Below are 12,414 nucleotides of genomic sequence, written 5' to 3'. Positions count from 1 at the left end.
GCCAATAAAAATAAAGTTAAGGTGGATAAAATTAAAATTGAAAGAAAAATATTTTTTATTTTCACCTTTGTCATATCATCACCTTATAAAAAAAGAGAAGGCCCTTGCCTTCCCTTAATCTCTTTAAAATTAATATTTGTAAAATCCTTCGCCTGTTTTTCTTCCAAGAAGTCCTGCTCTAACCATTTTCTTAAGAAGTGGATGAGGTCTGTATTTAGGGTCGGCAAATTCAGTGTAAAGAACTTCCATAATTGCAAGAACTACATCAAGTCCTACTAAATCTCCAAGAGCTAGAGGTCCCATTGGGTGGTTTGCGCCAAGTTTCATTGCTGTGTCAATATCTTCTACTGATGCAATGCCTTCAGCGTAAATTCCAATTGCTTCGTTGATCATAGGAATTAAAATTCTATTTACTACGAAACCAGGAGCTTCGTCAACTTCTACTGGAGTTTTGCCAATTTCTTTTGAAAGTTCGATAATCATATCTTTAACTTTTGGATCAGTTTTCTTTCCTGAAATAACTTCAACTAGTTTCATAGCTGGAACTGGGTTAAAGAAGTGCATGCCAATTACTTTTTCAGGTCTTTTTGTTGCTGCGCCAATGTCAGTTATTGAAAGAGATGAAGTGTTTGATGCAAGAACTGTCTTTTCTTCACAAGTTTCGCAAAGTTCGGTGAAAATTGCTTTTTTAATCTTAGGGTTTTCTGTTGCTGCTTCTATAATAAGATCGCAATCTGCTACATCTTTGATGTCAGCTGATGTTGACAAGTTAGAAATAGCTGTTTCCATTTCTTCCTTAGTCATTCTTTCTTTAGCAAGGTTTTTTTCATAACCTTTTTTGATTCTTTCCATAGCTTTTTCAAGAGCTTCTGGTGCTATATCTCTTACAATTACCTTGTGATATGGTGCAAGTACTTGAGCAATTCCTGCTCCCATAGTACCTGATCCAATTACTGCTATTTTCATTTTATTCACTTATTCTCCTTTAAATTCAGTTTTTCCCTTATTTAAAAATGCCTTCATGCCTTCTTTTTGGTCATTTGTTGCAAAACATAGGCCAAAGTGAGTTTTTTCGATTTGCATTGCTGTGTCAATATCTGTTTGAGATCCATTTATTATTGATGCCTTAGAATATTCTACAGCCTTTGGTGCATTTTTTGAAATCTTTTTTGCCATTTCAATTGCTTTGTCAATTAATTCTTCAGGTTCATAAACATGGTTTACAAGACCTATTTCCAAAGCTTTGTCCGCACCTATCATTTCTGTAGTATAAATTAATTCCTTTGCATAGCCAGGTCCAATTGTCCTAGAAAGTCTTTGAGTTCCACCAAAGCCTGGTGTAATTCCAAGACCTACTTCTGGTTGACCAAATTTTGCCTTTGTAGATGCAAGTCTAATGTCACAAGCTATGGAAATTTCGCATCCACCACCAAGAGCAAATCCGTTTACTGCTGCAATTACTGGCACTCTACACTTTTCAATTTCCATGAAAGTGTCCATGCCAAGTTTTGCAAAGTCATAGGCTTCACTGGCAGAAAAGTTTGCCATTTCGCTAATATCTGCACCTGCTACAAAGGATTTACCTGCACCAGTTACAATAATACATCTAACATCATCTTCTACATGTGAGAAGAATCTGTGAAGTTCCTTCAACATTTCAGAGTTAAGGGCGTTTAAGCTCTTTTCTCTATTAAGTGTCAAAAGAAGAATTCCATCACCTTTTTTTTCAACAATTAAATATTTGCAGTCCATATTAGTCCCTTCCGACGATAAGAGCAGTTCCCATACCTCCGCCGATACAAAGTGTTGCTAGACCCTTCTTAGCGTCTCTCTTTTGCATTTCAAATAGAAGTGTAGTTAAAATTCTTGCTCCACTTGCTCCAATAGGGTGACCAATTGCAATTGCTCCACCATTTACATTTACTTTATTGATGTCAAATTTCATAACTTGGTTAACTGCACAAGCTTGAGCTGCGAAAGCTTCGTTTGCTTCAATTAAGTCAAGGTCATCTGCTGTAAGTCCTGCTTTTTCAAGAGCCTTTGTAGATGAAGGAATAGGTCCAGTACCCATGATCTTTGGATCAACACCAGCTGTTGCATAAGAAATAATATATGCTAGAGGAGTAACTCCAAGTTCTTTTGCCTTTGATTCTTTCATTAGTACAAGCATAGCTGCACCGTCATTAATTCCAGATGCGTTACCTGCTGTAACTGTACCGCCATCTTTTTTGAAAGCTGGTCTAAGTTTTGCAAGGCTTTCTACTGTTACGCCATCTCTTATAAATTCATCTGTATCCACAACTGTTACATTGCCTTTTCTGTCTTTTATTTCAACTGGAACGATTTCGTCTTTGAATCTTCCTTCTTTTTTTGCTCTTTCTGCATTGTTTTGAGATCTTGCAGCAAGTTCATCTTGCATTTCTCTTGTTATGCCATATTTTTCAGCTACATTTTCAGCAGTAATACCCATGTGATAATCATTGAAAGCATCCCATAGACCGTCTTTAATCATTGTGTCAACAACTTTTTTGTCGCCCATTCTTGCTCCCCATCTTTCGTTAGTAAGAGCATAAGGTGCCATTGACATTGATTCAGTACCACCAGCAAGTACAATTTCTGCATCTCCAGCCTTGATAACTTGAGCTGCTAAACTTACTGCACGAAGTCCTGATCCACAAACGATGTTAATTGTAACTGCTGGAGTGTCAATATCTAGACCTGCTCCTAGAACAACTTGTCTTGCAACGTTTTGTCCTTGAGCTGCTTGAAGAACATTACCAATGTAAGCTTCATCAACCATATCAGGCTTTACATTAGCTCTTTTAAGAGCTTCTTTAACTGCTACTACTCCAAGTTCTACTGCTGAAGTGTTTTTAAATTGACCTCCAAAACTACCTACCGCTGTTCTTGCAGCTGATGCTATAACAATTCTATCTTCCATTTTTTCCTCCTTATTATGCGCGTGGTGGCAATACTGTAGCCACACCATCTAAAACAATTTCTCCCTTTTGATTTGTACAAGTTGTTTTGAGTTTTAAAATTTTGTCTTTAATTATCTCAATTGCTTCAACTTTAGCTGTAATTGTGTCTCCAATATAAACAGGTTTAGTAAACTTCATTTCTTGACCCATGTAAATTGTGCCAGGTCCAGGAAGTTTCATGCCAAGAACTGCTGATACAAGGCCTGCTGTAAGCATTCCATGTGCAATTCTAGTCTTAAAAGATCCCTTTCCAGCTTCAACTTCGTTGATATGGGCAGGATTTAAGTCGCCGGTGATGCCAGCGTAAAGATATACATCTGTCTCAGAAATTGTCTTTGTAAATTCGGCAGTGTCGCCAATCTTAATTTCTTTTATAGTTTTTCCCACGATATCTACCTCCTAAAACATCTACTAAAGTTATACCCATAATTTAGTCAGATAAATTATTATCCTAAAATTAATTCATCTTCTCTAAAATATCAACGATTTTCTTAGCTGCATGACCATCTCCATAGGGGTTGACAGCCTTTGCCATTTCTTCGTATAAGTTTTTATCATCTAATAAACTAATTATACTGTCATAGACATCTTGTGAATTTGTGCCCACAAGTTTAGCTGTCTTAGCCTCTACGCCTTCCATTCTCTCAGTCTCATTCCTAAGAACCAAGACTGGTTTACCTAGAGCTGGCGCCTCCTCTTGCACTCCTCCAGAATCTGTCACGACAAACTTTACTCTTGCCATGAGATTGGAAAAAGGCAGATAGGATAGAGGTTCAATGAGGTGAACTCTGTCTAAATCAGAAAAATACTTTTTCGCAGTATTCCTGACAATTGGATTTAAGTGAATTGGAAAGACAATTTCAATATTTTCTCTTTCCAAGACCACTTGCCTTATGGCAGAAAAAATATTTTCCATTGGTTCTCCCCAGTTTTCTCTCCTATGTGCAGTTAAAAGTACTACATCTTTATTATAATCCAAATTGTTCAAAATTTCATCGTCAAATAGGAAATCTTCTTTAACTGAATACTTTAGTGCATCAATAACAGTGTTTCCAGTGATAAATATATTTTTATCATCATAACCTTCCCTCAAAAGATTTTGTCTATTGGACTCTGTTGGTGCAAAATGATAATTGGAAAGGACTCCCGTTAGTTTTCTATTTGCCTCTTCAGGATAGGGTGAATATAAGTTGCCTGACCTGAGACCTGCCTCAACATGACCTATCTTTATTTTCTTATAGAAGGCTGCAAGTGCTGCCGCAAAGACTGTTGTCGTATCTCCCTGCACCAAAAGTATGTCTGGCTTTAATTCATCTAAAATATCTTCAAGCCCCAAAAGTGTCTTTGTAGTTACATCTGTAAGGGACTGACCTTTTTTAAAAATATTTAAGTCATAATCTGGCTCTATATCAAAAATTTCCAGCACTTGGTCTAGCATCTCCCTGTGCTGACCTGTGACACAAGTGTATGACTCAAGATCTTTTCTCTTTTCTATTTCTTTTATAATTGGTGCCATTTTTATGCCTTCAGGTCTTGTACCAAATACAAATAATACCTTCAATTTATTCCTCCTTATTTTTTAGCATGCCTGCAGCTACTCCAGTAAAGACTATTATTAAGATAACTCCTATGGAAATAATAAGCCCTATGGATGAGTGGAACTTTGAAATTACATTTGCAAGTATACCAAAGATTGCAGAAATGGAGTACAAAATCACAACTGTTTGCCTTTGATTTAGACCCATTTTTAAAAGTCTGTGGTGAAGATGACCCTTGTCTGCTTCTACTATGGACTTGCCTGATAATTTGCGTCTTAGCATTGCAAAGGCTGTGTCAAATACTGGCACTCCTAAGATTACAACGGGCACGAAAATCATGAGTATTGCCGCTTGTTTAAGAAAACCTGAAATACTTATATAGGAAAGCATAAAGCCAAGATATAGGGCTCCTGTGTCTCCCATAAATATTTTTGCAGGGTTAAAGTTAAAGGGCAAAAATCCAAGGCAGGCTCCTGCCACAAGGGCACAAACTAGGCTCACTTCATGTCTTCCCATTTGATATGTTATAAAAAACATTGAAATTGCACATATCATAGAGACACCTGAGGCAAGGCCATCAAGCCCGTCTATTAAGTTTATTGTATTAGTAATGCCGCAGACCCAAAAAATTGTAACTGGTATGGAAAGCATATTTAAAATAAAAAGTGCATCCTGTGAGTCAAAGGGATTTGTGAAAAATTCTATTTTCATTCCACCACTTATAAGCACTATGGCTGCAAGGATTTGAAAGCCAAATTTCAACTTTGGACTTAGGTCGTACTTGTCGTCATAAAGTCCAGAAAATGCAATTATAAGAGAACTTATAATTGCCATAACAAGTGCCTTATCTATTTTCAAAAATACAAGCATTAAAATAGTCACACTTATTACCATGGCAATGCCACCACCTACGGGAATTGGCTTATTGTGAACTCTTCTCCCATCCTTTGGCACATCTAAAAATCCCATTTTTTTGGCAAGCTTTATGACAAAGGGCATTTGCACAAAGGTCAAAATAAAAGCTGCAAAAAAAGGAACTAAAAAATTATACATATTAACCTCTTACTTCGTTCCAAATAATCTGTCTCCTGCATCTCCAAGTCCAGGAACTATATATCCGTCTTCATTTAGCTTTTCATCAAGAGCAGCAATGTAAATTTCTACATCTGGATGAGCTTCCTCAACTGCCTTTAAGCCTTCTGGTGCAGCCAAAAGATTTATTGACTTAATATTTTTTGCACCATTTCTCTTTAATTCGTCAATGGCTTCTATAAGTGAGCCACCTGTTGCAAGCATTGGATCTACTATAATCATTTGTCTTGATGCAACGTCTTTAGGTAATTTTGAATAATAAGTAACTGGCTTTAAAGTTTCAGGATCTCTATACATGCCTATGTGACCAACTCTTGCTGCTGGAATTATAGTAAGTAGACCTTCAACCATGCCAAGACCTGCTCTTAAAATAGGAACTATGCCAATTTTTTTGCCAGAGATTCTCTTTCCCACAGTCTTTGCTATAGGAGTTTCGATTTCAATGTCTTCTGTTTCAAGATCTCTTGTGACTTCGTAGCCCATTAAAGTTGCAATTTCATTTACAAGTTGTCTAAATTCCATGGAGCTAGTTTCTTTTTTCCTAAGAATTGTCATTTTGTGATCAATAAGTGGATGTTTTATTATTGTGTATCCCATTTTATTCCTCCTCGATTTTATTTACTCTATTTATGTGTCTTCCGCCTTCAAATTTTTCATCTAAAAAGGCTTCTACTATTTCTATTGCCATGTCGTGACCAATTAGTCTTGCTCCCATGGCAAGGACATTGGCGTCGTTGTGGCGTCTTGCAAGTCTTGCAGAATAGGGCTCAGAGCAAAGTGCAGCTCTTATTCCCTTAACTTTATTTGCAGAAATTGAAATTCCAATTCCTGAGCCACAGATGACTATGCCAAAGTCCATCTTATTGTCTATAACTTCGTGACCAACTGCGTGACCATAGTCTGGATAGTCTACTCGGCTGTCGTCAAAGGGTCCCATGTCCTTAACTTCAATATTTTTTTCTTCTAAGTACTTTATTAGGTCTTGTTTTAAATAAAATCCTGCGTGGTCAGAACCAATTGCTATTTTCATTTTTCCTCCTAAATTCTCATTACAACTTTTCCGCTACAAGCCTTGAGAAGTCTATTCATAATGCTTAGACCTATTCCCCTAAGTTCAAAACCCTCTGCGAAAATAATGTCTACATTTTCATCGTCACATCTTCTCAGTGCGTCAAAAAGATTTGCCGCAACTTCCTCAAGATGGTCTCTACTTCCCAGGTTAATTAAGAGTTTTATGTCTAAATTTTTGTATTCGTCATAAGTTTCATCTGTTGCAAGGACTGCAATTTTTTTGTCCTTATTTTCTTCTATATTTTTTTTAATTTCGTTGACAACCTTATCTAGTCTTCCACCAAAGCAAATTGCCTCTGCCCTTGGAGCGTAGTGCCTGTATTTTTGTCCTGGAGATTTTGGAATTTCTCCACTTTTTGCATCGATTGTGGCATTGTCAATTCTTATATTTTCATCAATTTTCCTTAAATCTTCTAGGGTAATCTTGCCAGGTCTTAAAATCATTGGGGGATCCACTGTCACATCTAGTACAGTTGACTCAATGCCAACTACAGAGTGACCACCGTCCACAATTATGTCTACCCTTCCATTTAAATCTTCTATTACATGTTCCACCTTAGTTGGAGATGGTCTGCCAGACAAGTTTGCAGAAGGAGCTGCCACTGGAAAGTCCACTGCCTTTAAAATAGCATGGGCGATTTCATTGCTTGGCTCTCTTATTGCCACTGTTTCAAGTCCACCTGTAGCTTCGTCTGGAATAAGATCAGATCTCTTAAAAATAATAGTGAGAGGTCCTGGCCAAAACTTTTCCATACATTTTTTTGCCACATCTGGAATTTCTGCAACTAAAGGTTCTAGCTGTGAATTTTCTGCTATATGAAGTATTAGTGGATTGTCGCTAGGTCTGCCCTTGGCTTCGTATATTTTTTTGCAAGCTCTCTTATTAAGTCCATTGCCACCAAGTCCATAAACTGTTTCTGTTGGAAGGACAACAAGACCTCCTTCTCTTAAAGTGTCGCTGATTTTTTTGAGATAAATTTTATCCTTTGCATTTCCTTTAAATTTTATAATTTCAGTTTTCAAAAAAACACCTCTATTCTTTACATTATACCAAGAACAGAAGTGTTTTTTAATAGTTAATCCTTATTTAATTCATTGTGAGGGATAATTTTTCCACTTTTAATGCTTTCTTTGAACTCTTTCATTATTTTTTCATAAATTTCGTCATTTTGTAAAATTTCTATGCCAACTTCAACTATGGCTGCAATGACTTTTTTCATTTGGCTAAAGGCATAGTCTGTCATAGTTGCATCTCTTAGCTCTACTGTGTGTCCACTTACGCCTTCATCTGCAATTTTAAAATAGCCGTGAAGAGTTGGGATTTCGTGTGAAAAGTTTCCTGCATCTGTTGAGCCCTTGTTTAACTCTTCATCCCTTATCTCTTCGTCAAGATATTTTTCCATTTTTTCTCTTAAAACTTCGTTGAAGGCAAGGTTTCTCACTGTATTGTCATTTCCCTTTTCATATTCGGAAATCTTAAGCTGGCAACCTGTGGCAAGAGCTGCTCCCCTTGCACAATTTTCTAATTTTTCTAAAATTTCTAAGAGATCTTTTTTCTCTGGACTTCTTGCGTAAAATCTTGAATCAGTGTAATCGGGAATAATATTTGCCGCCTTTCCGCCATCCTTTATTATGCCGTGGATCCTCGCCCCATCCTTAGTCTCTTGTCTTAGGGCGTTTATGGCAGAAAATAAAACTATTTGCGCATCAAGAGCATTAATCCCCTTTTCTGGTGCATCTGCTGCGTGAGATGTTTTACCAAAAAATTCAAACCTTCTCGTGGCAAGGGCAAGGGAATTTGGAGTAAGGGCATTATAAGAGGCTGGGTGCATTTCAATGGCAACATCCACATCATCTAGTTCATGAGAGTTTGCAATTTCAATTTTTGTGCCGCCAATTTCTTCTGCAGCGGTTCCAAAAACTATTACTCGTCCCCCAATATCATCTATTAATTTGGAAAGGACTATACCTGCACCAGTTGCCGTTGCTCCTAAAATATTGTGGCCGCAGCCGTGACCCATGCCTGGCAGTGCATCGTATTCTGACAAGTAAGAAATTGTCCTTCCCTCTTTTTTTGAATCGTAAACTGCCTTAAAGGAGGTTTCGCAATCCATGTAGGGGCATTCAATTTCAAAGCCGTGTTTTTTTAATAGGTCCCTATGAGCCTTGGAAGACTTATATTCTTCAAAGCCTAGCTCTGGATTTTCGTATATAAATTTTCTGAGCTCATCTAGGTCTAAAGAAATCTCTTCAACTATTTTTAATATATCCATAATTCACCTACTCATTTATTCTGTAATACTCGTACTTCTTGTAATCTTCGTAAGCTTCCTTAACTTCGCCCTTGACTTCATTTCTTGGATAAGTGTTGACTCCGTCAAAGACAAAATTTCTTGAAATAATTGGAAGTTTTTTCCTAAGCTCAGAGTTATAGATAAAGAAATTATCAACTTTATTGTAATTTAACATGTCAAGAACCATTGAAGCAAGATAGTTGGCAGAAACTGCATTGCCATCTTGGATTTCAACATTTTCTCTATTTAAAAATGCCCTTCCACTTTCATTGGCAAGAATTACATAAGGAGTTGAGTAAAATTCAATTTCCTTTTCCAAATCGTCGTGAGACAATTTTATTCCAATTTCATCAAAGGCACTGGGATCATTTCCAAGACCAGGAAGATGGTCGCCATAAAAGACCATAATAGTTGGCTCATCTAGTGACATAATCATGTCGTAAACTTCACCAAGCATTATGTCCATGTCCTTTATTCCCAAAAAGTAGGAGCCAAAATTATTTGCAGCCTCTTCTGATAGGGAAACTGTACATTGATAAGGTAAATTTTTTCCATATTTATCATAAAAATATGGGCCATGGTTTTGAATGTCAAGACCATAAGAAAAAATTGGCTCATCGGAATTTTTTAGGGCTTCTAAAAATCTATTTCTAAAAATTTCTGAAAACTGTCTTTCAGAAACATAGCCGCCCTTCATTTCAGGCTGGTCAATATTTTCTAGGAAATAATTATCTTGAAAGCCCAGTTTTGGATAGACATCTTGTCTTCCATAGAACCAAGCAAAGCCTGGGTGAAATGCCATAGTCTTATAACCAATAGTATTAAATAGACTTGGCAAAGATGACACATCTCTTTTAATTGCATTAAAGGCAAAACTTTCATCAGGCGCACAGTCAATAGTTAAGGCTCCAGTTAAGGCATCAAATTCTGTGTCTCCCGTTCCTCCACCAAAGGATGGCGTTACAATTCTTCCATGCATGATGGAATTTTTTTGTAATTTTTTAAAATTTTCATTTGGATCATTGCCAGGCGCAAAAGAAAAATGTTCATCTTGAGATAAGTCTGTAAAGGCCTCTCCCATTATCCAAATAATGTTAGGTCTTGGATTATATTTTATTACAGAAATATCTTCGCCGTGGTCAACTCTTTCACGTTTTTCCATTTCCTTCTTGTCGTAGCCTTCTGGTGGTCTTACAAAAGATTTTTTTAAGTTAAATAAAAAAGTGTAGTTAAATCCCTTGGAATTAAAGTGGTCTATTAGGTTAAATACATTTCCATTAAGAGGAAGACTGTTATAAATTTTGTCCTTTGAGTAAACAAAATTAAATAAAAGTAGTGAGGAAATAATAATAGAAAGAATTCCCATTAACCTGTCCCTTACTCTTAATTTTTCGCTCTTAAAAAATCTTGAAAGAAAAATTAAAATAATAAGGCTCACTATAAAAATTATTATAGAAGTAGAGTCCGGCTTGTAAGAGTTCTGGGACATTTTAAGTGCCTCAAAGGATAGGGCAAGGTCTGAAACTCTAAAGGGTGCATTCCTATAAATTACCTTAGTCCTGTGGACTGTAAAAAATATTAAATAAAATAAGGAGTTAAGTATAAGGGCAAATCTTCTCCTGCCAAAAATTCCCTGAAATAAAATTCCCGTAAGAAAAATTGGAATAAAATTTAAAAGTAAAACTAGGGGGCTTCTCGTGATTTTCTCCATAAAGGGTGCGTCACTCGGTGCCAAAAGCAACATGGCAAAAGTTAATAGGATAGCAAATAAAATTTGACTGATAAAATCTATAGAATTAAAGCCTCTGGACTCCAAATTTTTTTCTTTATTGAACATAAATATCACCTTCTAGTAGACAATTATATAATATTTTGTAAATTTTTGGAAAATTTTTTGTAAATTCAGGAACCTTTTTATATTTAGGCAAAAATAAAAAGCCCCTAAGGACTTTTTATAAATTTTATTTTATTGGCAAGGTATTTTTTATTGTCTTGACAGACTTATTCCACTTTTCTCTTTCTTCTTCATCTAAAACTAAGTCATAATGGTCAAGAATACCATCTCTACCAACGAGAGCTGGATGACCAATGTAGCATCCGTCCTTTTCTGAATAAGATGAAACTGGCAAAATTGTCTTTGAATCTTGGAAAATTGCTTCAATTACTAGGGCAGTTGAGTTTGCAATTCCGTAGGATGTGTAGCCCTTAGCCTTTATAGTTTCAAAGGCCCTAATCTTTGTCTCTTCTTCGATTTTTTTGCACTCTTCCCTGTCCAAAATTTCATAAATTGGTTTTGTTGCTATGGAAACTTGTGACCAGGCAACGAATTGGCTATTGCCGTGTTCTGCAATTACATAGCCGTCAACAGAGTTTGGATCCATGTTTAATTTTCTTGCAAGGGCATTTTTCATCCTTGCTGAATCTAAAATTGTTCCCGTTCCAATGACTCTTTCCTTTGGTATGCCAGTAAGTTTTTGCAAATAATCTGCTATTACATCGCAAGGGTTTGTAATGCTTACTATGATGCCCTTAAACTTGGATTCTTTAATTTTTTTGCCCCACTCTTCAGCGCAAGTCTTTGTGTATTTAAACTCCAACATTCTGTCATTGTTTTTTTGCAAAATTGTAATGTCTCCTGGAGCAAAGACAATTATGTCTGACTCATCTAAATTTTTTAGTTCTCCTGCAAAAATATTTATGTGTCCATTTCTATTTACATAGCCATCAGATAAGTCGCTTACCTCTGCTTCAGCAAGTCCTTCCTTTTTGTCAAATAAAAAAAGTCTGTCGCAAAGAGATCTTTCAACAATTGTGTGGGCTACAGTTGCACCAACATTTCCTAAACCTATTATAGATATTGTTCTCATTTTATCCTCCATTTTTTCTATAAATAATATTAACACTTTTTTGTGGGATTATAAAATTTTTCTCAAATTAAATTTATGAAAAATAAAATATTTTAATTTTCCTTTTATAAATTCATAAGATATTTATTAAAGTAAAAAAGACTGCCGAAGCAGCCTTAGTTTCTCTTTTCAGAGTGAAGATTGGTATAATTTTATTATTAATCTTAGGAGTTATGGGGTGTCCCAAAATCATTCGTTAAATGACAATTTCTATCATTAACTGTCCTTATTATATTATAGAATTTTTTATTTGTAAAGGGTTTTTGATAAAATTTATCAATTTTATATTATGAGAATTTATTTAAAATTTAATTTTGATCTTCCAATAAAGTTTTCTTTGAATTTCCAATAAAAAATTAACTTTGATTTTTCAAAAAAAATTTTTAATTTGTTTTCTCAACAAATATTAGCTTTGGTTTTTCAAAAAAATTTTTAATTTGCTTTTTCAACTAAAGAATTCCCTTTATTTTTTCCAAAATAAATTTTAATTTTATTCTCCCAATAAAAATCTTTAATTCCTCGCAAAAAAACC

12 protein-coding genes are annotated in these 12,414 nt (G+C 35.6%); all 12 read right to left on the bottom strand.

What is annotated here, in order from left to right:
* Positions 1-129: 129 nt before the first annotated feature.
* Positions 130-966 carry a 3-hydroxybutyryl-CoA dehydrogenase gene (locus tag HGPG_RS00090; RefSeq protein ID WP_036731324.1) on the bottom strand — a complete coding sequence of 279 codons (837 nt, stop codon included), beginning with the start codon at positions 964-966 and terminating at the stop codon, positions 130-132.
* 9 nt (positions 967-975) lie between these two features.
* The gene (locus HGPG_RS00085) at positions 976-1,752 is read right to left on the bottom strand and encodes an enoyl-CoA hydratase-related protein (RefSeq protein WP_019124035.1); all 777 of its coding nucleotides are present in this window, start codon (positions 1,750-1,752) and stop codon (positions 976-978) included.
* Between the two features lies 1 nt (position 1,753).
* Positions 1,754-2,941: an acetyl-CoA C-acetyltransferase gene (locus tag HGPG_RS00080; protein ID WP_019124034.1), complete on the bottom strand. Its 1,188-nt coding sequence runs from the start codon at positions 2,939-2,941 to the stop codon at positions 1,754-1,756.
* A gap of 13 nt (positions 2,942-2,954) precedes the next feature.
* Positions 2,955-3,371, bottom strand: coding sequence for a MaoC family dehydratase (locus HGPG_RS00075; RefSeq protein WP_036731048.1), 417 nt, complete (start codon positions 3,369-3,371; stop codon positions 2,955-2,957).
* 67 nt (positions 3,372-3,438) lie between these two features.
* The gene (gene wecB / locus HGPG_RS00070) at positions 3,439-4,542 is read right to left on the bottom strand and encodes a non-hydrolyzing UDP-N-acetylglucosamine 2-epimerase (RefSeq protein WP_019124032.1); all 1,104 of its coding nucleotides are present in this window, start codon (positions 4,540-4,542) and stop codon (positions 3,439-3,441) included.
* Between the two features lies 1 nt (position 4,543).
* A complete protein-coding gene (locus HGPG_RS00065; RefSeq protein WP_019124031.1) occupies positions 4,544-5,572 on the bottom strand; it encodes a glycosyltransferase family 4 protein in 1,029 nt (342 codons plus the stop codon).
* A gap of 9 nt (positions 5,573-5,581) precedes the next feature.
* Positions 5,582-6,208: a uracil phosphoribosyltransferase gene (gene upp / locus HGPG_RS00060; protein ID WP_019124030.1), complete on the bottom strand. Its 627-nt coding sequence runs from the start codon at positions 6,206-6,208 to the stop codon at positions 5,582-5,584.
* Between the two features lies 1 nt (position 6,209).
* Positions 6,210-6,641 (bottom strand): ribose 5-phosphate isomerase B, encoded by a 432-nt coding sequence (gene rpiB / locus HGPG_RS00055; RefSeq protein WP_019124029.1) that lies wholly within the window; start codon positions 6,639-6,641, stop codon positions 6,210-6,212.
* An 8-nt stretch (positions 6,642-6,649) separates the two neighbouring features.
* Positions 6,650-7,705, bottom strand: coding sequence for an L-threonylcarbamoyladenylate synthase (locus HGPG_RS00050; RefSeq protein WP_019124028.1), 1,056 nt, complete (start codon positions 7,703-7,705; stop codon positions 6,650-6,652).
* 53 nt (positions 7,706-7,758) lie between these two features.
* Positions 7,759-8,955: a M20 family metallopeptidase gene (locus HGPG_RS00045; RefSeq protein WP_019124027.1), complete on the bottom strand. Its 1,197-nt coding sequence runs from the start codon at positions 8,953-8,955 to the stop codon at positions 7,759-7,761.
* Between the two features lie 7 nt (positions 8,956-8,962).
* A complete protein-coding gene (locus tag HGPG_RS00040) occupies positions 8,963-10,813 on the bottom strand; it encodes an LTA synthase family protein (protein ID WP_019124026.1) in 1,851 nt (616 codons plus the stop codon).
* 124 nt (positions 10,814-10,937) lie between these two features.
* Complete coding sequence (locus HGPG_RS00035) at positions 10,938-11,843, bottom strand: lactate/malate family dehydrogenase (RefSeq protein WP_019124025.1); 906 nt, start codon at positions 11,841-11,843, stop codon at positions 10,938-10,940.
* Positions 11,844-12,414: the final 571 nt, after the last annotated feature.

The organism is Peptoniphilus grossensis ph5, assembly GCF_000311825.1.
Lineage (GTDB): Bacteria > Bacillota > Clostridia > Tissierellales > Peptoniphilaceae > Peptoniphilus_A > Peptoniphilus_A hominis.
Note: the sequence above shows the minus strand (reverse complement) of the source record. Positions and strands in the feature narration are given on the sequence as shown.